This window comes from Bradyrhizobium sp. MI1.11 (genome assembly GCF_055811255.1).
This window is the reverse complement of the sequence record NZ_JBVVPM010000003.1, coordinates 75,396-99,903: the sequence shown is the minus strand read 5'-3', so window position 1 is coordinate 99,903 and position 24,508 is coordinate 75,396. Positions and strand designations below refer to the sequence as shown.

General features: G+C 62.3%; 21 protein-coding genes and 2 pseudogenes. 10 read left to right on the top strand and 13 right to left on the bottom strand.

Features of this window, described 5'->3' with window-relative positions; all coding sequences use genetic code 11:
• Positions 1-45 precede the first annotated feature (45 nt).
• From AC0L30_RS04020 to AC0L30_RS04010, 3 genes are all read left to right on the top strand, one after another.
• Positions 46-1,038 carry an ABC transporter substrate-binding protein gene (locus AC0L30_RS04020; protein WP_473403823.1) on the top strand — a complete coding sequence of 331 codons (993 nt, stop codon included), beginning with the start codon at positions 46-48 and terminating at the stop codon, positions 1,036-1,038.
• 104 nt (positions 1,039-1,142) lie between these two features.
• Entirely contained in the window at positions 1,143-2,780 is a 1,638-nt protein-coding gene (locus AC0L30_RS04015) for a DUF3300 domain-containing protein (protein WP_473403918.1), read from the top strand.
• The gene (locus AC0L30_RS04010) at positions 2,777-3,694 is read left to right on the top strand and encodes a DUF2950 domain-containing protein (protein ID WP_473403822.1); all 918 of its coding nucleotides are present in this window, start codon (positions 2,777-2,779) and stop codon (positions 3,692-3,694) included. The genes AC0L30_RS04015 and AC0L30_RS04010 overlap by 4 nt, the downstream gene beginning before the upstream one ends.
• 113 nt (positions 3,695-3,807) lie before the next feature.
• Here AC0L30_RS04010 and AC0L30_RS04005 read toward each other — a convergent pair whose 3' ends face one another.
• Positions 3,808-5,502, bottom strand: a complete 1,695-nt coding sequence (locus AC0L30_RS04005) for an MASE4 domain-containing protein (RefSeq protein WP_473403821.1) — start codon at positions 5,500-5,502, stop codon at positions 3,808-3,810.
• A gap of 1,234 nt (positions 5,503-6,736) precedes the next feature.
• Here AC0L30_RS04005 and AC0L30_RS04000 point away from each other — a divergent pair.
• From AC0L30_RS04000 to AC0L30_RS03990, 3 genes are read left to right on the top strand one after another with little or no spacing between them, the layout of a single operon-like run.
• Positions 6,737-6,931 carry a hypothetical protein gene (locus AC0L30_RS04000; protein WP_083869813.1) on the top strand — a complete coding sequence of 65 codons (195 nt, stop codon included), beginning with the start codon at positions 6,737-6,739 and terminating at the stop codon, positions 6,929-6,931.
• 22 nt (positions 6,932-6,953) lie between these two features.
• Entirely contained in the window at positions 6,954-7,355 is a 402-nt protein-coding gene (locus tag AC0L30_RS03995) for a hypothetical protein (protein ID WP_473403820.1), read from the top strand.
• 57 nt (positions 7,356-7,412) lie between these two features.
• The gene (locus AC0L30_RS03990; RefSeq protein WP_473403819.1) at positions 7,413-9,239 is read left to right on the top strand and encodes an SDR family oxidoreductase; all 1,827 of its coding nucleotides are present in this window, start codon (positions 7,413-7,415) and stop codon (positions 9,237-9,239) included.
• Here the strand turns inward: AC0L30_RS03990 and AC0L30_RS03985 are convergent.
• The 12 genes and pseudogenes from AC0L30_RS03985 to AC0L30_RS03930 form a co-directional block, all read right to left on the bottom strand.
• A pseudogene (locus tag AC0L30_RS03985) lies at positions 9,199-11,600 on the bottom strand (glucose/quinate/shikimate family membrane-bound PQQ-dependent dehydrogenase). The gene AC0L30_RS03990 and the pseudogene AC0L30_RS03985 overlap by 41 nt on opposite strands.
• A gap of 5 nt (positions 11,601-11,605) precedes the next feature.
• Positions 11,606-11,887 carry a c-type cytochrome gene (locus AC0L30_RS03980; RefSeq protein ID WP_354128834.1) on the bottom strand — a complete coding sequence of 94 codons (282 nt, stop codon included), beginning with the start codon at positions 11,885-11,887 and terminating at the stop codon, positions 11,606-11,608.
• 106 nt (positions 11,888-11,993) lie between these two features.
• Positions 11,994-12,629, bottom strand: coding sequence for a c-type cytochrome (locus AC0L30_RS03975; protein ID WP_473403818.1), 636 nt, complete (start codon positions 12,627-12,629; stop codon positions 11,994-11,996).
• A complete protein-coding gene (locus tag AC0L30_RS03970) occupies positions 12,629-13,468 on the bottom strand; it encodes a substrate-binding domain-containing protein (protein WP_473403817.1) in 840 nt (279 codons plus the stop codon). The genes AC0L30_RS03975 and AC0L30_RS03970 overlap by 1 nt, the downstream gene beginning before the upstream one ends.
• Positions 13,452-15,308, bottom strand: coding sequence for a methanol/ethanol family PQQ-dependent dehydrogenase (locus tag AC0L30_RS03965; protein ID WP_473403816.1), 1,857 nt, complete (start codon positions 15,306-15,308; stop codon positions 13,452-13,454). Before AC0L30_RS03965 ends, AC0L30_RS03970 begins: the two co-directional genes overlap by 17 nt.
• A gap of 108 nt (positions 15,309-15,416) precedes the next feature.
• Complete coding sequence (locus tag AC0L30_RS03960; protein ID WP_007592930.1) at positions 15,417-16,208, bottom strand: GlcG/HbpS family heme-binding protein; 792 nt, start codon at positions 16,206-16,208, stop codon at positions 15,417-15,419.
• A gap of 72 nt (positions 16,209-16,280) precedes the next feature.
• Positions 16,281-17,201 (bottom strand): cytochrome c oxidase assembly protein, encoded by a 921-nt coding sequence (locus tag AC0L30_RS03955; RefSeq protein ID WP_473403815.1) that lies wholly within the window; start codon positions 17,199-17,201, stop codon positions 16,281-16,283.
• A complete protein-coding gene (locus tag AC0L30_RS03950; RefSeq protein WP_007592927.1) occupies positions 17,189-17,542 on the bottom strand; it encodes a hypothetical protein in 354 nt (117 codons plus the stop codon). Before AC0L30_RS03950 ends, AC0L30_RS03955 begins: the two co-directional genes overlap by 13 nt.
• Positions 17,539-18,138: a cytochrome c oxidase subunit 3 gene (locus tag AC0L30_RS03945; protein WP_007592926.1), complete on the bottom strand. Its 600-nt coding sequence runs from the start codon at positions 18,136-18,138 to the stop codon at positions 17,539-17,541. Before AC0L30_RS03945 ends, AC0L30_RS03950 begins: the two co-directional genes overlap by 4 nt.
• On the bottom strand, positions 18,135-20,042 hold the full coding sequence (gene ctaD / locus AC0L30_RS03940) for a cytochrome c oxidase subunit I (RefSeq protein ID WP_473403814.1): 1,908 nt from the start codon (positions 20,040-20,042) through the stop codon (positions 18,135-18,137). Before ctaD ends, AC0L30_RS03945 begins: the two co-directional genes overlap by 4 nt.
• Positions 20,043-20,044: 2 nt before the next feature.
• The gene (gene coxB, locus AC0L30_RS03935; protein ID WP_473403813.1) at positions 20,045-21,019 is read right to left on the bottom strand and encodes a cytochrome c oxidase subunit II; all 975 of its coding nucleotides are present in this window, start codon (positions 21,017-21,019) and stop codon (positions 20,045-20,047) included.
• A 150-nt stretch (positions 21,020-21,169) separates the two neighbouring features.
• Positions 21,170-21,292, bottom strand: a complete 123-nt coding sequence (locus AC0L30_RS03930; RefSeq protein WP_473403812.1) for a hypothetical protein — start codon at positions 21,290-21,292, stop codon at positions 21,170-21,172.
• Positions 21,293-21,422: 130 nt separating this feature from the next.
• On the opposite strand from AC0L30_RS03930, the gene AC0L30_RS03925 reads away from it, so the two are divergent.
• From AC0L30_RS03925 to AC0L30_RS03910, 4 genes and pseudogenes are all read left to right on the top strand, one after another.
• Positions 21,423-21,641 carry a DUF6894 family protein gene (locus tag AC0L30_RS03925; protein WP_007592918.1) on the top strand — a complete coding sequence of 73 codons (219 nt, stop codon included), beginning with the start codon at positions 21,423-21,425 and terminating at the stop codon, positions 21,639-21,641.
• Between the two features lie 208 nt (positions 21,642-21,849).
• Positions 21,850-22,086 (top strand): annotated as a pseudogene (locus tag AC0L30_RS03920) (CDC27 family protein); the annotation flags it as partial.
• Positions 22,081-22,341, top strand: coding sequence for a hypothetical protein (locus AC0L30_RS03915; RefSeq protein ID WP_473403917.1), 261 nt, complete (start codon positions 22,081-22,083; stop codon positions 22,339-22,341). The pseudogene AC0L30_RS03920 and the gene AC0L30_RS03915, both read left to right, overlap by 6 nt.
• Entirely contained in the window at positions 22,326-22,910 is a 585-nt protein-coding gene (locus tag AC0L30_RS03910) for a tetratricopeptide repeat protein (RefSeq protein ID WP_473403811.1), read from the top strand. The genes AC0L30_RS03915 and AC0L30_RS03910 overlap by 16 nt, the downstream gene beginning before the upstream one ends.
• Positions 22,911-24,508: the final 1,598 nt, after the last annotated feature.

The following is a 24,508-nucleotide window of genomic DNA, read 5'->3' as shown; positions in this document are numbered from 1 at the left end:
CGTCATGCGAAAGGTGCGGGACATCAGGGGGATAGCGGACGGGCAATGAAGCGCCGTGAGTTCATGGCCTTGATCGGGGCTGCAGTTGCTTGTCCGGTTTTCGCGCGCGCTCAGGATGGGGCACCGCGGCCGATGCCGTCGGTCGGCGTGCTGACTGGCAATTTGGTGGGCGATGGCGGCGCACAGATGCGCGTCAATGCCTTTCAGCAGGGTCTCGCCGACCTCGGCTGGATCGCCAATCAGAACTACCGACTCGATGTGCGCTGGCCGGGCTCCAATCCGACATGGCAGGAACGTGAAGCTCGCGAACTTGTTGCCACCGGACCCGACGTGCTGTTTGCGACCAGCACGGCGACGACACGGGCGCTGCGGGCTGCAACGCAGATCATTCCGATCATCTTTGTCGTGCTCTCGGATCCGGTCGGGACAGGCCTCGTCGTCGATCTGGCAAGGCCGACCAGCAATCTTACCGGCTTCTCGCTTTACGAGCATGCTATGAGCGGGAAATGGCTGAGCTTGTTAAAGGACTTGGTACCCAGCATGAGCAGTGCGATGCTTCTGTACAATCCCGAGACCGCACCATACGCGCCGCTTTATCTTCAGGCCGCACACCAGGTGGAAAATCGCCTCCGCATGACGGTTACCGGCGCCTCCGTCCGCAGCGGCGCCGAGATCGCGGGGGTCATCGAGACGGCGGCGCGGAATGGTAGCGGGCTCGTCGTGCTGCCGGATGGCGGTTTCTTCAGTACTCAGAGCGCAATGGCAATCCCGTTGCTGGCCCAGCGCCGCGTGCCGGCGATCTTTGCCGTCCGCTTCTATGCTGTGAATGGCGGGCTGATGTCTTATGGCGCCGACCTGACGCAGCAGTTTCGCGATGGCGCTGGCTATGTGGCTCGCATCCTTCGCGGCGCCGAGGTCCGCAGTCTTCCGGTGCAATTCGCCACGAGGTTCGATCTCGTTATCAACGTGAGAGCCGTCCACGCCTTCGGACTGGCAATCCCGGAGCGATTGCTCATGGAGGCTGAGCTGATCGACTAGCTTGCTCGGGCGTGGCGGGGGATGAGGCAGCGTTTCGTTGATCTCGATCAACAAACGCCAGCTCTCGGGTTTGATGATCGCCGGACATGTGTATGGAGGATCTGATGTTTTGCTGCGGCAGGACCTTGATGGCGCTTGCGCTCGTGATCGCGATTCCGCTGGCGGCGGCGGCGCAGACCGCAGATAAGGCGCCGGCCTCCAGCCCACAGCAGGCAAATCCCCCCGGGCAAGCCGCAGAGCTTCTGAAACCGGAGCAGCTCGAAGCCCTGGTCGCACCGATTGCGCTCTATCCGGACGAACTGCTTGCTAACGTGCTGGCCGCGTCCACCTATCCTCTGGAAGTCGTTCAGGCCGATCGCTGGCTGAAAGAGCGCAAGACTCTGAAGGGTGATGCCCTGAAGACGGAAGTCGAGAAGCAGCCGTGGGATGACAGCATCAAGGCACTAGCTTCGACCGCCGAGGTCCTGACCATGATGAGCGACAAGCTCGACTGGACCAAGGCGCTGGGCGACGCCGTGCTGGCACAGCAGCCGGATGTGATGGATGCGGTCCAGCGGCTGCGGACCAAGGCTTATGACAACAAAAAGCTGGTGACCACCAAGCAGCAGAAGGTGAGCGTCAAGACCGAGGAAAGCAGGCAGGTGGTCGTGATCGAGCCGGCGGTTCCCGATACGATGTACGTGCCGTACTACGAGCCTGCGACGGTCTACGGCGCGTGGCCCTACAACGAGTATCCACCATATTACTTCGGCTACCCATCCTACATCGGCGCAGGCGTCGTCGCGGCGGGTCTCGCCTTCGGCACGGCCTGGGCCATCGGTCGCTGGGGCAATTATTGGGGCGGCGGCTGCAACTGGGGCAACCGCAACGTCTATATCAATCACCGGACCACGAACATCGGAAATGGCTGGCAGCACAATCCCTCGCATCGCCAAGGGGTACGCTACAACAACGCCAACGTTCAGCAGCGCTTCGGCAATAGCAATCTGAAGGCCGGCGCCGCCGACCGGATGGATTTCCGCGGCCGCGACGGACAGCAGAAGCCGGGACAGGATCGGCCTGGTGGCGCAGATCGCGCCGGTGACCGTGCGGGAGATCGCGCTGGCGACCGAGGTGGCGACCGTCAAGGCGCCGGGGATCGCGCCAAGGCGGGAGGCGATCGCGCCAAAGGTGGCGGCGATCGCGCGGGCAAGGCGGGTGGTGCCAAAAACGCGGGCGCCAAGAACGCCGGGACCAAGGGGGGCGGCGGTGCCAAGGCCGCGAACCGAGCTGGCGGCAGCCCACGCGGCGGGAGTGCGCTGAACGTATCGTCTGGCCGCTCGGCGGCCGCAGCATCGGCCCGCGGTCACGCCAGCATGGCGAGCATGGGACCGCGTGGCGGCGGTGGCGGCGCGAGCTTCGCCGGTCGTGGTGGCGGCGGTGGCGGATTCCAGGGCGGTGGTGGCGGCGGCCGGGGCGGTGGCGGCGGCGGGCGCCGCTCCGACATCGTGCTCAAGCACGATGTCGTTTTGCTCGGCTATCTCGCCAACGGGCTTGGTTACTACCGCTTCAGCTATATTGGCAGCGACAAGGCCTATGTCGGGGTCATTGCGCAGGAAGTCGAAGAGGTGAAGCCAGAAGCCGTTACCCGCGGAGCCGATGGTTATCTCCGGGTCTATTACGAGAAGCTCGGTCTAAAATTCCGTACGTATCGGGATTGGCTCGCCGGCGGCGCAACGATTCCTGCGGAGGTGATGCCATGATGAGCTTTAAGTCGCTTCATCGCGTCGCGCTGCCGGCCATCATGGCGCTGGCGCTCATGAGTTCGCCATCCCGGGCGCAGCAATCTTACCCGACACCGGAGGATGCAGCGGCGGCGCTCGCTGCCGCCGTCAAAAGCGGGCCCGACCGGGCCATCCTGAAAGTCCTCGGCAGCGCTGCCGAGGACATCGTCTCGTCCGGCGACGAAGTCGCCGATGCCGATATCCGGCAACGCTTCACCTCGATGTATGAGGCCAAGCATTCGATCAAGGCGGAGGGCAACAAGAAGGCGACGCTGGTGCTGGGCCCGGACGACTTCCCATTCCCGATCCCGCTCGTCAACACCAGGACCGGCTGGGAATTCGATACCGCCGAAGGCCGCATTGAGGTGCTGTATCGCCGCATCGGCCGCAATGAACTCGACGCGATCCAGACCAGTCTCGCCTTTGTCGATGCCGAGAACGAATACGCCGACAAGGATCGCGGTGAGGGTATTGGCGTGTACGCGCAGCGCATCGTCAGCAGTGCCGGCAAGAAGGATGGACTGTTCTGGCGCGACGACAACGACCAGAGCCCGCTCGGTGCATTGGCGGCGCAGGCTTCGGCCGAAGGCTACAAGCCCGAGGAGGGTGCGGCGCCTTATCACGGCTACTATTTCCGGATCCTGAAGGGGCAGGGGTCGAACGTGCCAGGTGGCGCGCTCAACTATGTGGCCAAGGGCAAGATGATCGGAGGTTTCGCGCTCATCGCCTGGCCTGCCGAGTACGGCAATTCCGGCGTCATGACCTTCCTGGTCAACCATGGGGGCGTTGTCTACCAGAAGGATCTCGGGCCTCGAACCAAAGTCCTCGCCTCCCGTATCACCGCATTCGACCCCGACCAGACCTGGAAGAAGGTCGATGGTGTAAAACCCTGAGCGACTGACGGAGATACTGCGTCTGGCACCCTCGTATCGATCGCCAACCTCAGCACGATCATGATCTCTATGAAGTGAGCGAAATGCGGAACGGTCGTGACGGTCTCGTACCGTCATGGCGCCGAAGCGGGAGCGGAAATTGGAATTTCAAGCTCGAAAATGGAGCCCTTGACGTCCGATTTGATCAGCCTCAGCTTTCCTCCACACCTTGCGGCCAAATTGCAGGAGATAGCCAGCCCCAATCCCATACCGCCTTGTTTCGTCGTGAAGAACGGATCGAAGATGCGCTCTTGATCACGTGGCGAAATGCCGGCGCCCGAGTCTTCAATGGACAAATGGACCGTTGTGCCTCCATCAAGACGGGTTTTCATACGCAGCTCTCGTTGATCGGCGGGGACAGAGCTCATTGCGTCAATCGCGTTCTTGCAGAGGTTCAGGAGAATCTGCTGGAGCTCAGTGCCGTCCAGGACGACTGGAGGAATGTTGCCCTGAAACTCCGTCGTTACTGATACGCCGTTGGCCAGGAGATCGTGCCTCAGCAGCCTGCGCGCCAACTCGGCGACATCCTCGACGTTTGCCGAAGCGCCGCCGTGCGCCGTTTTGATCGTCATCTCGCGAATGCTCGATATGATGTCTGCGGCCCGGCTGCCATCGGCTTCGATGTCACAGAGGATGTTCTCGAGTTCCTCCAGTTCAGGCGAGGTCGCTCGGAGGTGACTGAGCCCTGTCGCAGCATTGAGCGAGATGGCCCCTAACGGCGATCTCAGCTCATGGGCGATCGCACCAGTGACCGCGTCGATGCTGAGAAGCCGGTTCGCTCGTTCGCGTCGCTGCAGGGCGATGACGCTGGCGAGGCGCGAATAGATAAACATCGTTTCGATGAGCAATATGGTCAGCAACATGCAGCTGCCGACCAGAACGAAACCGCGTGCTGCGTACCAACCCACGGTGAATCGAACCGAGCTGCCGATGATCGCCACCAGGAAATTGGGCAGGTAGGCGAGCAAAGTCACCATCAACCAAAGGTCAAGAATGGTGCGCATGCGCGCAAACAGGACGGTGAGAGCAGTCACATTCCAAAGCAAAAGTATCAGGTTGACCTGATTACCGAGAGGCGTCTGATGCCTGACGTCATTCACGTAGAAGCTCGGGAGAAACTCGGCTTTCGCGGTCACCATCCACGTCAGTCCCGCCACCGTGGCGGCGATGCAGCCGAATGCTAACACGATCGCGGCTATCGCAGGTCTGCCTGGTCTGCCGGCGGTGGAACGATCCTTTGTGAATCCGTACACTAGGATCGCTGCGGGAAAAGCCGTGTGCCAAAGCACGTAAAGCCAAGCGGGGCTGTTCAGTCCGTCCCCAATGAGACCCGCGGGAGCGTATCCGTTCGGAAAGGCGAGCGTTTGCAAGAATGCGAACGATCCGCTGAAAACGTATCCGCTTGCGAGTGCAAGAAGTGCCCGCTGAGGCTGGATCGAAAATTGAGCAAACAGCAGGGCTGCCGTGATGAATTCGGCCAGGGCCAACGCGGTCTGCAAGACTGGAACGAAACCATTGATCTGGCCCAATTGGATCCGGGCGAACGGCGCGATGACCGCTGCAAGGACGATGAGCGAGACGGCGACACCCACGGCCCAGGCCTTTTGGCGGGGGGTTGCGGGGATGTTCGCGATGACCAATGGGAATTCTTGCTCATCATCGTAAGCGGGCTCGGCGGCTGCGTTGGCCAATCGCTCGCTCGCTAGCGCAATGCCCGGCCCTGATGCTGTCGCACCGCCGCCAAGTCCCATGAACTTGCGCTGGCTCATGCCGCCTCCGGAGCACCGCGAGACACATCCTACTCGTCTAAACGCCCTCAGTGAAGCGCCTGATTGAGAGGTGGATATAGACTGGGGGCTCCCGCCAATGGTGCGGATGGTGTGCTCCCGATGGACACGCTCCGCGTACGTCGCCAAGAGTGACTCGGATTCCATGCCATGGGGCCCTCCAGTATGAGGCTGCGCATTAAACTAAAGCCGCGGGACTCGTCGAGCGAAACACCCGCCAGCGCCGTCAACCCCTCTTTGCAAAAATATTCCACTTTACCGAAATTCGGTTTTAGCGTATATGTCGCTCATCCCGGCTCATCCTTGAGGGGCGATCTTGTGGTCGTCACGTTCGCGAGCCGGGCTTGCGGTGGACGCGGCAGCGTTCGGGTGCGAGTGGCCAAGGGCAGGGCGGATTGCTCTCCGTGAGCCCAAGGCTTCGTTCCGACGAGCGGCGCTGCTAGGCTTCGTCTCGTCTGTAAGTTTCCGGCTCCGTCGACAGGGCTGGAAAAACTGCGGCGAAATGGCGGGCCGTGCGTACGGCAAAACCGTGTGGTCCTGGCCGTCGTTGCTACGGTCAAGCCCTGGCGAATGCGGCATCTGCGTCAACCGGCGCGGTGCCGGTGAATTTCGCGAAGGCGAGGGAGGCCAAAGAGAACTCGGCTCCCGGGAGAGCACGGCATAAGCCGTCCAACCATCGCGCAGGGAAGGCCGAGTGATTGGCACCACCTGTATGCTGCTGTGCGGTTTTCCTGCGTGTGCTTTTCGCGCAGCGGACCGCGGGTGCCAGCCGGCACCCGGCCTTCCCTGCGCCCTCTTGGACAAGAGGGTGGAATGACGAAGCAAAGCTCGGGCGAAACGCGTCGCGAGGACGCGAAACTGCGCGGTTTGCTATCACCCATGCTGACTGGCACGCCTAGCGATCCGCTGAAAGACCAGGCCCGGATTGATCCGCCGCAGGCGCGTGATGGTTTTCACGGGGGGATCGATCTGGATGATCCGATTCTCGCGATCGACGGAGACAGGTCTTGCGCCGTCGGAATATCCGGCCCGCCCGCTGGCGAGGGAGGTTCCACGGCCTCGCGCACAATGCCAGGCAGGAAGGTCGCGCACTCGGCAACCCCGAGACCGCCAGGGTGGTGGGTGGCCAGACCCGTGAATTTCTCAAATCATTAACAATGTTGAATCACAGGCCGGAGCCATTGCTCTACCGTGAACCTTTCCGCTGGGGCTTTCCATGATCGATACCGCGACCAAGGCGTTGTTGCGCACCGTTCTCGACGAGGTGTGTGAAGGTGTTCCACGCTGTGAGATCGGCGCCAGGACCCGCGTAGCCTCGAAGCTTCTGGAGACTGCAAGCAGGGGTGACATCTCTGCGGATTGCCTCAAACAAGCGGCCCGCAATGCTCTCTCAGAAGTCCCGACGATGTGACGACGGTCATGTGGGGGCGGGGGTGAATTTCCACGTGACGGTCCTCAAGATCCTGGTGAGCTACCCGGATGGGTTCGCCGCCATGGAGGATCTCAAGCGGGATATGGCCATTCTTGCGACCAGCGGTCGCGACTGGAGCGAGCGCACCCGGCGGCTCGCCGGGCGAGCGCCGGGGCTGGACATCTTTTCGCAAGGGCTGATCGACCGGACCAATGGCGGGTGGCGCATCACGGCCAAGGGCCGCGCCGTGCTTGATCTGATGGAAGCTCGTCCGGACCACGCGCCGATTGCCGCCCAACAACCTTCCTCAGAGTCGGAGCTCGTACCGGCGATCTCGCGGCACATTCCGGCGGAGAGGGGCCGAGGACGACTTGCGGCGCGCCGTCGCCGACGCAACGCCCGCAAGCAGGCTCGGGCCTCCTAGCGAGGAACGAGCGTCGCTCCCGAAGCTTGAGCAAACGCCTTGTGATGGAAGACGCTCATGCAAAGTTCCGACTCCACGTTGTCGACGGCCCGTCTGTCGCGAGCGACGGACGATATCTGGGTCGTGGACGACGCGCCGATCAGCGCCACGGGTTTGAAACTCCCGGTGCGCATGACCGTCATTCGGCTGTCGAACGGCGATCTCGTGCTGCATTCGCCGGTGAGATATTCGCCGGCCCTCCGCGGTGAGTTGGAGCGGCTAGGCGCGATAAAGTATTTGCTCGCGCCGAATATCGCGCACTGGATGTTCCTGTCCGAGTGGCAGAGGGAGCTGCCGCAGGTGACAACGTTCGCGGCGCGCGGCCTTGCGGCGCGCAGGCAAATTCGAGCAGCACGCATCCGTATCGACAGAGAGATCGGAGACACGACGCCTGAGGAATGGAGGCCCGACCTCGAAGCCGTCTCGGTGAACGCTCCGATGTTCTCCGAGATCGAGCTGTTCGACAAGCGCAGCCGGACACTGATCCTGACGGATCTCGTGCAAAATCTCGATCCCAACGATCTCAGCGCGCCAAACGAGGCCGCGGCAAACCTCCTCGGCATTTCCAAGCCAAACGGAATGGCGCCAGTCTATCTGAGACTGCTGCTGCGCCTCGGCGGCCGTTCGGTGCGGTCCGCAGCCGAGCGGCTCATACGGCTGTCGCCGGAGCGGGTGATCTTCGCGCATGGGGACTGGTTCGAAGCGAACGGAACCGAGCGCCTTCGGCGATCCCTGCACTGGCTGCTTCCGGCGGGCGGCTCCGGATCTGAGCCGCGGCAAATGACTGGCACGCGCGTCGTCATAACCGGTGCCTCGAGCGGAATCGGGCGTGCTACGGCGCTGGCCTTCGCCGGCAAGGGCGCAAGCGTGGTCCTGGCGGCACGCCGTGCTGAAGTCCTGACGAGCCTCGCCGCAGAATGCGAGGCGCTCGGAGGCCGCGCATTGGCGATCCCGACCGATGTCACCGATGCAGAGGCGGTGCAGCGACTGGCCCGAGAGGCCGAAGACGCGTTCGGCGGCATCGACGTCTGGATCAACAACGCCGGCACCGGCGTTTTCGGGGCCTATCAGGACGCGGATATCGCGCTTCATCGCCGAACGATCGAGGTCAATCTCCTCGGCACCATGCATGGCGCTTTCGCGGTGCTTCCAATCTTTCTCCGCCAGAACCGCGGCATCCTGATCAACAACGTCTCGCTCGGCGGCTGGGCGCCGACGCCCTTTGCTGCGGCCTATACCGCGAGCAAGTTCGGCCTGCGGGGCTTCACCGCGAGCCTGCGTCAGGAGCTCAGGGCTCACCGCAACATCCATGTCTGCGGTGTCTTCCCGGCCATGGTCGACACGCCGGGCTTCGTCCACGGCGCCAACATGTCCGGCCGAACGCTCGATCCCGGTCCGCTGCTGTATCAGGCGGAGGACGTTGCCGAGACGTTCGTGAGCCTCGTTCGCGCACCCCGTGACGAAGTCGCCGTGGGCTGGCCGGCTCGTGCCGGCCAAATTGCCTACGCGATGGCTCCGCAGATCACCGAGAACCTCGTGGGAGCTGCCTTCCGCTACCTGCTGTCGCGCGCGCGCCCGGCGAAGAGCAGCGAGGGTACCATGATCGAAGCTGGTCCGCAGGGCACGTCGATCGACGGCGGTTGGCTGTCACGCAAGCAGCTTCCACCTGCCGATGTCATCAGTCAGGGGCTCGCGGTACTGGGACTAGCTGCGGGCGTGGCTCTCCTGGCTTCAGCAGTTGCGCGTCGCGCCGGCAGATCGGGACAAGGCGTCGCCAAGCACAAACAAGTCCTGCCGAGGCAGATCAGGGCAGCGCGTAGGCCCGCACGTAATCGCCGAGTTTAGTGCCGAACGAGCCGTGGCCGCCGTCGACCGTGACGACGTATTGCTTGCCGCCGGCCTCATAGGTCATCGGCGTCGACTGGCCGCCGGCAGGAAGGCGGTCCTGCCAAAGCTGTCTGCCATCGCGAACGTCGAACGCGCGGATATAGTCATCCATCGTTCCCGTGATGAAGATGACGCCGCCCGCGGTGACGATCGGACCGCCCAGCATGGGAACGCCGAGCTTGAATGGCAGCGGCAGCGGGGCCTGATCGCGGATCGTGCCGATGCGATGTTGCCAGGCCACTTTGTGCGACCTCAGATCGATCGCTGCGATGTTGCCCCATGGCGGAGCAAGGCAGGGGATGCCGAGCGGTGAGAGGAAAATGCCGAGATCAACGCCGTAGGGGGCGCCGTACATCGGCTGCACACCCAGCTCGGTTCCTGGTGGATGCGCCGCATTCGGCGCGGCCGGATTGTCCTTCCCGCGCGCCACGAGCCGCGAGACGAAGGGAATCGATTGAGGGTTCGCGATCGCGATCTGGCGTTGTGGATCGACGGCGATGCCGCCCCATTCGAACATGCCGAAGTCTCCGGGAAACACCAGCGTGCCTTGTTCAGACGGCGGCGTGAACGGCCCCTCATAGCGCAGGCGCTTGAACTTGATCCGGCAGGCGAGCTGGTCGAACATCGTGCTGCCCCACATCTGCGCGTCCGTGAGTTTGCCGGAGGGGCGGAAGCTCAATTCCGAAAAAGGCTGGGTCGGCGATAGCCGATCTCCATTCGCGGCGCTCTGCGGCACCGGCTTCTCCGGTGCGGGCACCAACTGACGCCCGTCGCGGCGGTCGAGCACGAAGATGTCGCCGGTCTTGGCCGGGATGTAGATCGCAGGCGTCACGCCGCCGTTAGAGTGCAAATCGACCAGACTGGGCTGCGACGGCATATCCATGTCCCAGAGATCGTGGTGCACATTCTGGAACGACCAACGCAGTTTCCCGGTCATGAGATCGAGGGCAATCAACGCCGAATCGTAGCGCTCGTTTTCGGGCGAACGGCCGCCGCCCCAGATATCCGGAGAGCTCGAGCCGAGCGGGACATAGACGAGCCCGAGCTTCTCGTCGACCGCCGAAATGCTCCACGAATTGGGTGAACCGGCTGTAAAATGATGCGAGGCCGAAGGCATTTCGTTCGGATCGGAGTTGCCGGCATCGAACGCCCAGATCAACCGTCCGGAATAGATATCGAAACCACGAATGACGCCCGACGGCACGCGATCGGAATAGTTGTCGATCACCGCGCCGCCGACGATCAGCACCTTGTCCGTGACGACGGGTGGTGAGGTGCCCTCGTAAAAGCCGAGCGTCTGGATCTCGCTGCCTTGCTTGAGATCGATCTGTCCCTGGTTGCCAAAACTCTCGCAAGGCGAGCCGCTCTGCGCATCGAGCGCGAACATCCGTCCGTCGTTGGTCGGGACGAAAATGCGCGCCGCACAATCGCTCGGCGCCGGCGTGCCGTCGGCAGTTACCGCGCCGGGCATGGTCGCGTGATAGGATACGCCGCGGCAGGTCATGTGCTGGAACGCCTTGTTGTGCTGGACCTGCGGGTCAAACTTCCAGCGCAATCTTCCGGTCGCGGCTTCGAGCGCAAACACGATCTGGTGCGGCGAGCAGGTGTAGAGGAGATCGCCCACCTTGAGCGGCGTTGCCTGGTTGGTGATCTCGTCGGGGTCATCAGGGCCCTTGTGGTCACCGGTGCGGAATTCCCAAGCGAGCTTGAGCTTCTCGACGTTGTCCTTGGTGATCTGGCTCAGCGACGAGAAGCGCGTACCGAAGGCGCTGCCGCCGTAGGCCGTCCAGTTCTGCCCGGCGGCAGCGGGCTGGTCCGGTTCGGGAGCCGCGATGGCCCCGGTTGTTTCGCCCTCAGGTATCGTGCCGGCAAGATCGCGGCGATCACTCGTCAAGGAAATGCCGACGACGATGGCTGCGGCTATCAACACAAGGCCAAGCGCCCATCGCGCTGCGCGCAAGCGAGGCGCTAGGCGGGAGGCAATGAAGGGCAGCATTAGCCACAGGCCAAGCGGCACGAGCACATCGCCGCGCGGCGCCAGCGACCAGAAATCGAAACCCACTTCCCAGATCGCCCAGGCCAACGTTCCCGCCAGCAGCGCGGCATAGGTCCAGAGCGCCTCGGCGCGACGGCGCGCGAGCAGCCAACTCGTGAGCAGAAGCATGATGCCCGCGATCAGATAATAGACGAGCCACCCAGGGCCGCGAGCCAGGCACCGCCAGCCAGGAGGCCCAATCCCATGATGGCGACGACCACAATGGTGATGGCCAGCAATGGCGCCTCACGGAACCAGTTCGTTGAACGATGCGTCGATGTCATGATGGTCACTTCAGCGTATAGAGAAACGCCGCGATGTCCCGCGCGTCCTTCTGCGGGATGCCCATTCGCGGCATGGCATTGCCCGGCAACGCCCGCTGCGGATCCTCGATCCAGTCGGCCATGTTATCCGGCGAATTGTGGATGTAACCGGCGATGTAGCTTCGCGTGCCGATCCGATGCAAGGGTGGGCCGACATTGCCTTCGGCGCCGGCGATACCAGGAATATCGTGACAGCCGCCGCAGTGGTACTGCTTGACGAGGTCGGCGCCACGGCGCGCGTCGCCCATGAAATTGTCCGGGCCCGCAGCGTTGCAGGCGGCGGTAGCGGTAGCCAGGAGTGCAGTGACTAGCAATCTCGTGATCGGATTCACCATCGCTGCTCCGCTCGGCCGATCAGGGCTTCTGGCCGAAATTGAAAGACTTGGTGGCAGACCAGGGATCGGTCGTCGAGACCTGCTCGCTCGGGACTTGCTCGACCTCGGGCGATGGCAGATTCGCAGAAAAGGTGCGGCCCCATTGGTGGCTCGGCTCGTTGCTGATCTTACCGATATAAGTGACGAGATCCCAGATCACGCTGTCGGGCAATACGCCGCCCCAGGCTGGCATTCCGTTCGGCCGCCCCTGGTAAATCGAGAGAAAGATGTTCTCGGGCTGCGAGCCGTAAGTAAAGTTGTTGTTGCTCAGTGCCGGACCCATGCCGCCGCCGCCATTGGGTGCGTGGCAGCCGATGCAGTTGAAGTTGACATAGTAGGTCATCCCGCGCTGCTCCGCATTAGGATCGCCCTGCACGGGATTCTTGATTTGCGGCGGGTCCGGCTGCGCACCGGGATGGAGGTGACTGACCGGGACCTGCATGAAGACGCCGGGCCTGCCATTGCCGACGTTGCCACCGAAATTCGGGCGGGGAGACAGCGTCGGCATCTGCGCCTCCTGCGACTGCGGCAAAGTCTGCTGGGCTAATCCCGAGCCGTTCGACACGACCACCAGCAGCAACGATAGGGCGCTCGCGCGCAGTACTGGACCAGACATCACTCATGTCCTCCCGATGCCGTGACCGGCAGCTCGACCAGAGGTACGCCGTAGCTTCGCAGCAAGGCGTTGATCTCGGATCGGTGCTCGTCGATGAAGGCATTGAGTCGGTCGCGCAGGGCGTGGTCGCCTTTGCGCACGCCCATCGCGATGGCGAACTGGAATTGCTGGGGCGAAAAGCGCTCGTAATCCCTGATCGGCGTAACCGTCAGCGGCACCGGAGAGCGCTGCGCGAAATAACCGCCCAGCGGCCCCCATGCGGCGGCGACATCGAGGCTGCCGCTTTCGACGGCTTCGATCAGGCGCCCGGGCGGATCGGCCTGGCGATAGTCACCGTAGATGGAATACCCGCGAACATTATCAACGATGCCCTGTTCGCCGAGCGCCTGCGCCGGCGGGGGATTGTTGCCGTCATCGCCGATCAGATGCACGCCGATCGCGAGGTGATGCAAGCGCGGATCGAGCAGGGACGAAAGGTCAAGGTGCTGGTCCTGCCGCGTGACGAACACGTAGCTCGAGCGATAATAGGGCCTGGTCGTCTCGACGAGATCATAGCCGGACGGCACGCCCATGACGACATCGCATCTGCCGGCTTTCAGTGTGTTGCGGATGAAGCCGCGGCGCTGCGCCCACCAGCTGTAGGAGACCTGCAGGCCCAAATGCTCGGCCACCATGGCCGCTAGCCTGTTCTCGAATCCCGCTTCGGCGCTGTTCGAGAACGGCAGATTGTTGGGATCGGCACAGACGCGAAGCCCGCCCTCCGTGGCCGGCGCAGCCGTGGTCGCGAACGCGAGAAGAAGCCCAAGGGTGAAGCCGAGGCGATTACTTGGAAGGCGCATGGCTGGTGTCCTCACCAAACGCGCCGCCGAGCTTGAATACCAGCAGCTCACTCCCGCCCGCGGTATAGAAGGGCAGGTCCTGGGTGGCGCCGGTGAAGCCCAGTGCGGCGTTGCGCACGCGCTGATCGACCTCCGCATTGGCGACGACGCCCGGCCAGCCGCCGACGCCCGACAGGATCGCGACGTATTGCTGTCCGTCGGAGCCGCGATAGGAGATCGGTTGGCCGATGAAGCCGGAGCCGGCACGGAATTGCCAGAGCACGTGCCCGTCCTTGGCATCCACTGCCTTGAACAGGCGATCCATGGTGCCGTAGAAGGCGACATCGCCTGCTGTGACCAGTGCGCCGCTCCAGACCGGCAGCTTCTCGTGAATCTCCCAGACTTTCTTGCGCGCGATCGGGTCCCAGGCCATGAACTCGCCGCGATAGCCGCCGGGGCCGGCATACATGTCTACGTCTGCACCGACGTAGGGTGTCCCGGCGATGTAGCCGACTTGAGAAGCCTTGAAGTTCATGCAGAGATGCTGATGGGGCACATAGAGGAGTTTTGTGCGCGGCGACCACGCCGTCGGTTGCCAATCCTTGGCGCCCGGCGCGCTCGGGCAGATGTTCTCGACCGTCTTGCCGACAAGCGGCGTCTTCTCCTCGTTCGGGATAATCTTGCCGGTCTTCAGATCGACGCCCTTGTAGCTGTTGACGAAGTCATACGCGTCCGCCGAGATCACCTCGCCGGTGGCGCGGTCCATGACGTACATATAGCCGTTGCGGCCGGGGTGGATGAGAACCTTGCGCGGCTTTCCGTTCAGTTCGAGCTCGACGAGCACGTTCTCGTTGATCTCGTCGTGGTCGAACAGATCGTGCGGGTTGATCTGGTAGGCCCATTTGGCGCGACCGGTATCGGGATCGCGGGCAAAGATTGTCGTGCTCCAGAGATTGTCGCCGCTGCGCTGGTTCGCATTCCAGGGGCTAGGGTTGGCCGTGCCGTAGTAGATCAGGTTCAGCTCGGGATCGTAGGAGATCCAGCCCCAGACTGTGCCGCCACCAATCTGCCAGCGGTCGGCGGGCCAGGTCTTCACGCCGAGATCCTTGCCTTTCAGGCTGTCGTAGTACGGCTTGAAATCGTCTCCGATCAGCACGTCCTTGTCGGGACCTGTCGAATAGGCGCGCCACGTGATCGCGCCGGTGGTCTCGTCGAGTGCGGTGACCCAGCCGCGCACGCCCATCTCGCCGCCGCTGTTGCCGACAAGGATCTTGCCCCTCACCACCACGGGAGCCATCGTGATGGTTTCGCCCTTGTTGATCTCCCCGAGTTTCGTGTGCCACAGCTCCTTGCCGGACTTGGCATCGATGGCGACGGTATGGTTATCGAGCGTGTTGAGGAAAATCTTGCCATTGTCGAAAGCGAGTCCGCGATTAACGACGTCGCAGCAGGCAACGCCCGCGGCAGCGGGCTCCGGCTTCGGCGCGTAGGACCATTTCAATTCACCGGTCGTGGCATCGAGTGCGAACACACGGTTGGGGTAGGGGCCCGCATAGGGGCCGACCACATACATGGTGCCGTCGATCACGAGCGGCGCCGCCTCCTGGCCGCGATCGGCGCCGACCGAGAACGTCCATGCGAGCTGCAGCCGCGATGCATTGGAGGCGTTGATCTGGTCGAGTTCGCTGTAGCGCGTGTTGGCGTAGTCGCGCGCCGCCATCGGCCACTGGGCCGGGTCTTTCATGCGGTTGGCGAGATCGCTCTGTGCTGACGCGGACGACAGCACCGCGCAACTGGCGCAAAGAGCACAAAGGATGCCCGGAAACAGGCCCAGCAAACGCGTGAGACCACGCACTAACATATGTAAAGATCTCCACGGCAGTGACGAGACCGTGCTGCGTTGCAGGCCGGTTTACGAACCTACAAACGTTCCGCCTTCGCTTGGTTCCAAAATGGTGAGATCGACGAGCTATCTCACGACGTTGCCGGATACGCCGGCGCCGAGGTCGACTGCGATCTGATCTTCCTTGCCGTTACACTTCGGGTGACCAAATCCAGACGGACTTTTGCCGTCAGGTCCGATGTCAAAGATGATCGCGTCCTTCATGTTGGGGCTGACGCCGGCCGGCACGCGGTCGAGCCCGAGCTGGTGACGCACGCGCCAGGCCACATTGTGATCCGCGCAGGAACTGTCACCGCTCACACCCAGCGCCCCGGCCACGCCGTTGCCGTCATAGAGCGCCAGCCCGCCTCCGAACACGATGGTGCCGCCGACCGGCTTGCCCACCATCGGATCCTGGGCCGTGCCGAAGTTGTCCGGAGATCCGGTGTACAAGGCTTCCGGAGACGGCGGGTTGCCGAGTGCCGCGCCGAACAGGAACCCGCCGGGCTGCGCACCGGCATAGAGATTGGCCGTCGCCATCGCCTTGTCCTTCAGGCTGAATGCATTCGCCGTGTTGGCCTTCTCGGCCGCGATGGCCCGGCTGCCCAGCCACTGGTCGTCGACCTTGCCGCCGCTGTAGGCAATTGCGCAGACGACGCCCTGCCGATTGACGACGGCAGCCCATTCGTTGTTGTCGAGACCTCCGTTGCTCGGGCCGCCGCCCGGCTTGACACTCTTCTTGAGGATATCCGCGAGCTTGTCATGGTCGACCGGGCACGACACCCCCGGCCGGGGTTGATCCTGCGCGTTCAAGACTGCAGGCATCACGAATGTCGCGGTGAGGATAGCCGTTGCCGCTATGAGCGATCGTTTTTCCATGTGGCCTCCGTGGAGTGTCGCAGTCGGCAGGCGAACGTTCGAAGAGAAGTTGCGGTTCCTATGCAGCGTCGCTCAGCCCGGATGTTGAAGGAGCAGGCGCGTCCCCCCACCGTTTGCGATCAGCCACCGGTGAGCGAAGAACAAAGCCGCGCCGGTATAGAGTATGCCCATGGGCACCCACATCAGGATGCCGGCGAGTTGCTGGTCCTCAAGTGCCGAAAGGCCGAATTCACCGGCGAGGGTGCCCTGGCCTGGGATCCAAAGCCGCGGCGACACGGTCAGCAGAGCGCCGAGCACCCCCGAATGCAAAATCGTGATGAACAGGCAAGCGACAGCGATGCCATCGCGAATTCGTGTGCTGCGGCCCTGACCGCGGCCATGCAGCAGCACCCACCAGAACAACAGCGCGGTTGCAAAGAAGCTGATGTGCTGGAGACGATGGATCGCCGTATTCTCGAGCGCCCACGCATACAAGGGCGGTGCGTGCCAGACCCAGAGCGCTGCGCCGTGGAGGATGGTCGCGCTCATCGGATGGCTCACAAGCCGCCACGGCCACGCCAGTATCGGCAGATTGAGCACGCGACCCGCCGCAGGGCGGAGCCGGGCCGGCAGGCTCCACAGCAGCGGACCATTGATCCGGGCGAACGCCATCAGCGGTGCCGCGACCACCATCAGGAGTTCGTGCTCGACCATGTGCGCGGTGAACAGACGCTCGCCGAGCCAGTGCAGCGGCGAGGTCACGGCGAGCGCGGCCACCAGCCATCCGGTCCAGAATGCGGCCACCTGGCGGAAGCTGACGCCGTAGCCGCCGCCCGCATGATGCCAGAGCCGCTGCGTTCCGACATAGAAGGCGATACCGACGGCATAGAGCGGGGCCATGAGCCAGGGATCGTAGCTCCACAGCGAGCCGGGATCGACCTCCGATAGTCCGTGCGCGGCGGCCGGTCCCGCGAGCAGCGCAAGCAGCAGTGCTGCAAGGCTCAGCGCAGGCATGGGCTGATCATGAGCGAGGCGGCGAACTGGTTCGCAATCACCAACGCAAACAGCACGCCGGAGCCGACGCCAAGCCAGGCCATGAACGTTCGTGGCCCGCCACCCCGCGCATCGGCCCATTCAGCCCCCGCGCCGCGCCGAACCGCGCGGGCCGAAATGACAGTGCCTGCGAGGGCGACGATAGCCAGAACCGCACTCATGATCGTGCCGCTGATCCTGGTCTGTTCGCAGGAGAAGTGCGCGAGCACGTAGGCGCCCTGCAAATTGATACCCCACGCGATGGGCCCAAGCGCAACGCCGGCCCAGTAGAGCAGTCTGGATTGTTGATCGGTTGCGGTCATAGGCGTGGCACCCAATCCAGCAAGACATAGAGCGGCAGCCAGGCGAGCACGACGAAGTTCCAATAAAACACGTTGTCGGTCACGTCGCTGAACCGGCGCGGTTTCGCATGACGCGTGAACATCAACACTGCCAGCACGACCGTGTCGCCGACATCGGTGGCAAGGTGGGTCGTGTGCAGCCCCAGAATGAGCCATACGATCGAGCCGTAGGCTGAATTGTCCCAGCGGGTGTTGAGATGTGCGAACTCGAAGCCGCGCAGCACTAGGAGCGCGATGCCGATCAGGGCCATCACGATGAGACCGATCCGCACCTTCGCGAGATCCTGGCGGTGCGCGGCGCGGTTGGTGAACTCGTTGGGAATGATGCTCAACACATAAATCACGGTCTCGACCGTCCCCGGCCAGAGATCCGGCGGGGAGGCTCCGATCGGCCAGCTCGGGTTAACTGCGTAGAGATAAAGGTACGCGCCGATTGCAACGGCAAAGCCCATGCCTTCGAGGGCCATGAAACCCATGGCGCCCCACCACGGGCCACTGCGCGGGCCGTAGCCGTAAGTCGGCAGGTCCGAGACGTCGTGGACGATGGTCTGTCTCACTCCTCGTCCTCCTTGCTGCCGCTCGGCCAGAACCAGCCGATCAAAGTCACGGCCATCGGCGGCGTGCCCCAGAGCACCGCCCAAGGCGTGAAGATCGATCCGATGAAGAAGATCGTCGTTGCGATGGCTGTGAGCAGGGGCCAGATGCTCGGCTCGGGCGAAGCCTCGCGGATCTGGGGCTCGGCTTCCGCAAGCGAGGTCAGCAGGACCTCGCGCCGCTCGGCACTCAGACCCGCGACCACAGACAGGCTCTCGCTATCGGCCCACAGCGGATCGCGGTGCTTGACAACCGGAATGCGGTCGAAGTTCTGCGGCGGAGGCGGCGACGAGGTCGCCCATTCCAGCGTCGAGGCATTCCAGGGATTGTCGCCTGCAAGCGCGCCTTTGCGAAGGCTGTAGATCACATTGGCCAGAAGAACCGCGAAGCTAAACGCGAAAACGAGAGCACCGCCGCTGGACACGAGGTTCAGGTGCGCCCAGTCCATGTCGGCGGTATAGGTGTAGACCCGGCGCGGCATTCCGATCAGCCCAAGGATGTGCATCGGGAAGAAGGCGACGTTGAAGCCGATGAAGGCCAGCCAGAAATTCCAGCGTCCGAGTCTTTCGCTCAGCATGCGGCCTGCGATCTTGGGAAACCAATAGTAGACCGCGCCGACCAGCGGGAAGACTGCGCCGCCGATCAGGACATAATGGAAGTGGGCCACGACGAAATAGGTGTCGTGCACCTGGGTGTCGATCGGCACCGAGGCGACCATCACGCCGGACAACCCGCCGAGCACGAAGATGACGATGAAGCCGATCACGAACAGCAGCGGCGTCCGGTACACCGGACGTCCATCCCAGAGCGTTGCCAGCCAGCAGAAAATCTGCAGCCCGCTCGGCACCGCGATCAGCATGCTGGAGGCCGTGAAGAGGGCCGCGCCGAGTTGGGGCAGGCCCGTGACGAACATGTGGTGGACCCAGAGGCCGAACGACAGGAAGCCGGTCGCGATCAAGGAGAGGATCACGACGGGATAGCCGATCACCGGCCGCCGCGCGAACGTCGCGAGGATCGCCGAGACCATTCCCGTACCCGGGATGAAGATGATGTAGACCTCGGGATGGCCGAAGAACCAGAACAGATGCTGCCAGAGCAGGGGATGCCCACCCGATGAGGAGTCGTAGAAGCGCGTATTGACGAGCCGATCAAGGATCAGTGACGTCGATGCGACCATGATCGACGGCATCGCGAACATCACAAGGAAGGCCGTCACCAGCATGGCCCAGACGAACAGGGGAATGCGGTCGAGCGTCATGCCGGGCGCGCGGAGCTTGAACACGGTGACGACGATCTCCACGGCGACTGCGAGCGCCGCGACCTCGGTAAAGGTGATCATCTGCGCCCAGACATCGGCCCGCTTCGTCGGTGTGAACTGCAGGCTCGAGAGGGGAACGTACGAAAACCAACCGACATCGGGACCGACGTTGAACAGGAACGAGATCCACAGAAAGCAACCGCCGAACAGAAACATCCAATAGCTGAAGGCATTCAGGCGCGGAAACGCGATGTTACGCGTGCCGACCATCAACGGCACCAGATAGACGGCGACCGCCTCCATGACCGGGACGGCGAACAGGAACATCATCGTCGAGCCGTGCATCGTGAAGACCTGATTGTACTTGTCGGCGGAGAGAAACGTCTTCTCCGGCCCGGCAAGCTGAACACGCATCAGGATCGCGAGAATGCCGCCGAGAAGCAGGAAGGCGAATGCGGTCAGGATATAGCGGCGTCCAACGACCTTGTGGTCGACCGACATGAGCGCACCGACAAGTCCAGACGGCGTGCGCCACACCCGCTCGAGCTGCATCGAAAGCTGCAGGCCGTTCAGGACGTCGTCCCGCAACTCATTTGGTTCAGCGGCCATGCTCACTTGAGCTGCTCCAGATAATGAATGATCGCGATCATTTCGTCCGATTGCAGCGGCATCTTCGGCATCAGATTGCCGGGTTTGATGTGCTGGGGATCGGCGATCCAGGCGCCGAGCGTGGCCGACGTATTCGGCAACGTTCCCGCCGCGATCGTCGTGCGGCTGCCGATATGCGTGAGGTCCGGACCCGGCTGCCCGCCGGCCATCGTACCGCTGATGTTGTGACACAGTGCGCAGCCGCGCGCCCGGAACAGAGCTTCACCCTGCTTGCCGAGTTGATCGGTAGGGCTGTTCGCGCTCTGGTTTTCATGATCGCGCCAGCGCCCGAACTCGTCGGGCGACATCGCGATCACGGCGACCGCCATATGGGCGTGCTGGATCCCGCAGAACTCGGCGCATTGCCCGCGATAGATGCCCGCGTTCTTCGCCGTGAATTGCAGCTCGTTCTTCTGCCCGGGGATCAAGTCCATCTTGCCGGTCAGGCTGGGCACCCAGAAGCTGTGGATCACGTCGGCGGATTCCAGCTCGACTTTCACCGGCTGGCCGGTCGGGATCCGGATCTCGTTGGCGGTCACGAAACTCTGGTGCGGACTGTCGGCTTCATAGCGAACCTCCCACCACCATTGATGGCCGATGATCTTCAACGTGAGGGCATTCTCGTCCTTGGCGAAGACGGTGCGTTGTCCGGCATAGCTGACGAAGGAGAGACCGAGCACGACGACGGTGGTCGCAATCCCAAGCGCCAGGACGACGCGCCCGGAGCGTTGTTCGAAGGGCTGGTGGAGGTCCAGCGGCTGATCGGCTGTGCGCTTCCGGCGTAATAGCCCCAGGCCCAGAACGATGACGACGGCGGTCCAGACGATCGCCGCGACAATGAGGAAGATGAATAGCGTATGCCGAATCTGCTCAGACTGCAGCCCTTGAGGGTCAAGCGCCGACTGCTGGCCCGCGCACGCAGCAAGCGGCCAGGTCATGCACAACACCAGAACCCTTCGCACCCAGACCTGCATTGACGCTTTGTCGCACTCCGCTTCACAGGCGGAACCGGGCAGGCCTACAAAGGTTCCTATGGGCTAACCGGAACGGTTGGCCGAAGAAGGACATGTCCGACATCGATCATCGGGCTAGAATGGCCAGCCCTTCACGGCGATCACGATCGCCGCGTCGCCAGCGGCGATCAGCAACAGGACGGCGAGACCGGCGATGACCGCGCCCGGCTGGGCAAGCACGCGCAGCTGTCCAAGCATTTGTTGGCTCCAAAACGCAGCAATGCCGCGATCACCCTGAGGGTTCCTGCGGGCCTGCCGGGGATTGATATGCGAGCGCCGGAACGAAGGCTCGAGATCGCGCGTTCCTGCGACGAATTTGAGGGTTCACGTGCCGCGCTATCATTTCGATCTGGTCGACTCCAAGACCGTTGCAGACGAGGGAGGTGCTGAATTACCCGACGACATCATGGCGCTGGATGTTGCCGAGGAGATCGCGAGGAGACTTCTTGCGGAGCGTCCCGAACTCAGGAATCGTCATTTTTCCATCCTGGTCACGAACGAGGAGGGTGAGGAGATCGGGAAAGTGCCCCTGGATGTCCTGCACTGAAGACCATCCAAGACGGTGCACAGATTGCATCGAATCACCTAAAGGTTGCTTTTGGGAATCTCGCTCTGAACGCGCCATGAATCGTCAGGAACGCCGGGCTGCTGCTCGAGAATCTCGCAAATCCAAAGGCCGCGCAGATTCTACCACACCGGTCGCTGCGCTTTTTGAGTCTGGGTTCGTCCACATGCGAGCCTGACAATTTCGCGACGCGGAGGTCTGTTGCCGCCAGGCTATTGCACTGGACGCCAACCACGCAGACTCGCTCCACTTGATGGGTTTACTATTCCAACAGGTCAAGCGCTATGACCACGCACACCATTGGATTTCTCGCGCAATCCGACAGGATCCCAAGCCAGTATACTTCCTCAGCCTTGGAATCGCCTTTCTGTCGCAAGGAGATCACAACGAGGCGCTGAAGGCCTTAGATAAGGCGCTCGAGCTGGGATTAGACGATCCCAGTCTGTGGCTGTCTCACGGCCAGACCCTGGTGAAACTGGAACGACCTGGCGACGCTCTGATCAGCTTTCAGCACGCGCTCAAGCTCAGTCCACAATATTGGGAGGCTGCGAACCAGTGTGGGATCCTTCTCCATCAACTGGGGCGAACCGAGGAGTCGCTTTCATATATCAACATATGCAACCAGTTGCGGCCAAATCAATTCCAACCCTGCAACAGAGAGCCGCATTGCTGCACGGCTTGAAGCGGTTCGAGGACGCACTAGCGATCTGCCGCGATGCGTATGAACTCGACCCCGACAACGCCAACATCTGCAATAATCTCGGTATTGCACTAAGATTTTTGAAGGAAGATGAGGAATCGTTGCAATGGTTCGACCGGGCCTTGGAGCTTCAATCAAACTTCGGAGATGCGCTTCACAATAAGGCCGTCGCGCTGACCAAGATGCATAAATTCGAGGAGGCTTTCGCGATTTATGATCGCCTAAAACCTTCTGATCCAAACGACGTCATGGCAGATTTGGGAATTGCGCATCTTCATTTGTTAATGGGAGACTTCGAGGCAGGTTGGACTGGCCCCGAGGTGCGTTGGAAGAGTTCTACTCTTGGAGGGGATTATGCAAAAGTCCAGCAGCCCATTTGGCTTGGAAACGAGAGTCTCGAAGGCAAGACGATCTTGATCGCTGCGGATGAAGGCTTAGGGGATACAATTCAGTTCGTCCGCTACGTTCCTATGGTGGCGAGGCTAGCGCGCCTGGCGCTTCCGATTTTCACAGTGGGTGAATCCACCAGCGAAGTTTCTCAGAGCAGCTGACTCTTAATCAGCGGGTCCGAGGTTCGAGCCCTTGGTGCGCCCACCATCCTTAAGAAATTGGCCCGCAAGGGCTCTTTTAAACTCCTCGGCAGACCAAACCGGGTCTCGTACGACGCTCTTAATGGTCGTACGTCGCACGCCGTGCGACGAGGCGGATAATTAGGACCGAAGCCCATCCACTACTGTAACACGAGCCCTACCGGTCTGCGTTCAGCTCTTCATGCCTTCCTTCCGCACCTGCAATTCAAGCCTGTCGATGCCGGAATCGGCGCGAGCCGCATTGCGGGCGCGGTAGTGCTTCACGATGGTCTGCGCACTTCGGTTTGAATGCCCAGTGATGTCGCAGATCGTCAGCAAGTCTCAGCCTGCCCGATCGAGCAGCATGACTCAGTTATCACGTAAGTCCTGGTCCTGCTTTTGGTCGAGTTCGCCGGCTCCGTGACGAACATCAGCGTGCGGCAAGGCTTCAGACGCCACGCTGCCTCATCGCTATTGCTGTCGCGTGCGGCCTGCGCACCCAGCTAGTCCGTTAATGCACGCTTGCGCCCATCGACCGCTCGAGCGCGTTGTCGCGCGCGAGAAAGCCGAAGATAGCAACGGCCCGGGCGGTAGACACTTAAATGCGAAATGTGCAGCACCTTGCTCAAGCCTCACCGCGGGAGGACAGTGAAGTTCACTCCCTTCAGGGCAGTCGAGCTGCACAGTCTCTACCTCGTTCACTAACGCAGGTTAGATCGGGTTCCAGTCAGTCCTCGGGGGTCTGCTCCCCCGCGGCTCGCCGTCGCTGCGATCGAGTGCTCGGAGGCGACCGCAATGCAGGTACAGCCGAGGCGCTTCGCTCCGCCTTTTTGACTTTAAGCCGGAGATCTTCCAGCTCTGACAGTTGACAAACGAGGTCGTTCAACCGTTGGACAAGAAGGACCGAGCGATAACCCTGCATCAACGCCCTCCTGAGTCTGCAGCTATCCAGACAGCAAAAGGACCCAGCCTCGGGGCGGGTGAAGCTGGGGCTGTTGAGCTGCCTTGGCGAAGGCAGTCGCCCCTTGGGGAGGGCCCGGGAAAACTTGGCAATCGGCAAGTCGTTCCAAGCCGAACAAAAATGAGCTCCAGGCCCGCGGGGCAACGGGGAAAGCTGGGGCCGACTGCATTACCCACTTGGGGATGGGCGTTGGGAAAATTTGGTAACCGGCGAGCCGTTCCGACTGCCGTGCCCCCGAAAATGTTTGTCGTCCTTGCCGTTGGGGCTGCCATCGCCGTCGCCGTTACCTCACGGCTCGCTTCTTCGTCGCCTCCATGAGCACGTGCGCCGGGGAGTGGTCGATCGATAAGCAGTGTCGACCGATCGAAAGCGCAGCCTGACGACTATAAATGAGGTTGAAATTATATCTTTAATCTAGTTTAATATCGAACATTAAATCGAGCTGGTATTTTCGGGATTTCGGAATCATGCCTCAGTCTCCGTCCATCGTGCCCCATCCATATCCACGTGACGTCTATATTGTGCTTGAGGATTTCGGAGGTGGGCTCGGACGTGCCTGGAGCGAAACCTCCGAGGAGGACGCTAGTCGAGCGACGCTGATGCGCCAAATAATGGAAGG

What these genes read in the sequence shown, in the direction of transcription:
- AC0L30_RS03965 (WP_473403816.1), bottom strand. Translation starts at nt 15,308, where the DNA reads ATGTTAGTGCGTGGTCTCACGCGTTTGCTGGGCCTGTTTCCGGGCATC.
- AC0L30_RS04005 (WP_473403821.1), bottom strand. Translation starts at nt 5,502, where the DNA reads ATGAGCCAGCGCAAGTTCATGGGACTTGGCGGCGGTGCGACAGCATCA.
- AC0L30_RS04000 (WP_083869813.1), top strand. Translation starts at nt 6,737, where the DNA reads ATGATCGATACCGCGACCAAGGCGTTGTTGCGCACCGTTCTCGACGAG.
- ctaD (WP_473403814.1), bottom strand. Translation starts at nt 20,042, where the DNA reads ATGGCCGCTGAACCAAATGAGTTGCGGGACGACGTCCTGAACGGCCTG.
- AC0L30_RS03990 (WP_473403819.1), top strand. Translation starts at nt 7,413, where the DNA reads ATGCAAAGTTCCGACTCCACGTTGTCGACGGCCCGTCTGTCGCGAGCG.
- coxB (WP_473403813.1), bottom strand. Translation starts at nt 21,019, where the DNA reads ATGACCTGGCCGCTTGCTGCGTGCGCGGGCCAGCAGTCGGCGCTTGAC.
- AC0L30_RS04015 (WP_473403918.1), top strand. Translation starts at nt 1,143, where the DNA reads ATGTTTTGCTGCGGCAGGACCTTGATGGCGCTTGCGCTCGTGATCGCG.
- AC0L30_RS03955 (WP_473403815.1), bottom strand. Translation starts at nt 17,201, where the DNA reads ATGCCTGCGCTGAGCCTTGCAGCACTGCTGCTTGCGCTGCTCGCGGGA.
- AC0L30_RS03950 (WP_007592927.1), bottom strand. Translation starts at nt 17,542, where the DNA reads ATGACCGCAACCGATCAACAATCCAGACTGCTCTACTGGGCCGGCGTT.
- AC0L30_RS03975 (WP_473403818.1), bottom strand. Translation starts at nt 12,629, where the DNA reads ATGTCTGGTCCAGTACTGCGCGCGAGCGCCCTATCGTTGCTGCTGGTG.
- AC0L30_RS04010 (WP_473403822.1), top strand. Translation starts at nt 2,777, where the DNA reads ATGATGAGCTTTAAGTCGCTTCATCGCGTCGCGCTGCCGGCCATCATG.
- AC0L30_RS04020 (WP_473403823.1), top strand. Translation starts at nt 46, where the DNA reads ATGAAGCGCCGTGAGTTCATGGCCTTGATCGGGGCTGCAGTTGCTTGT.
- AC0L30_RS03930 (WP_473403812.1), bottom strand. Translation starts at nt 21,292, where the DNA reads ATGCTTGGACAGCTGCGCGTGCTTGCCCAGCCGGGCGCGGTCATCGCC.
- AC0L30_RS03970 (WP_473403817.1), bottom strand. Translation starts at nt 13,468, where the DNA reads ATGCGCCTTCCAAGTAATCGCCTCGGCTTCACCCTTGGGCTTCTTCTC.
- AC0L30_RS03980 (WP_354128834.1), bottom strand. Translation starts at nt 11,887, where the DNA reads ATGGGCGACGCGCGCCGTGGCGCCGACCTCGTCAAGCAGTACCACTGC.
- AC0L30_RS03960 (WP_007592930.1), bottom strand. Translation starts at nt 16,208, where the DNA reads ATGGAAAAACGATCGCTCATAGCGGCAACGGCTATCCTCACCGCGACA.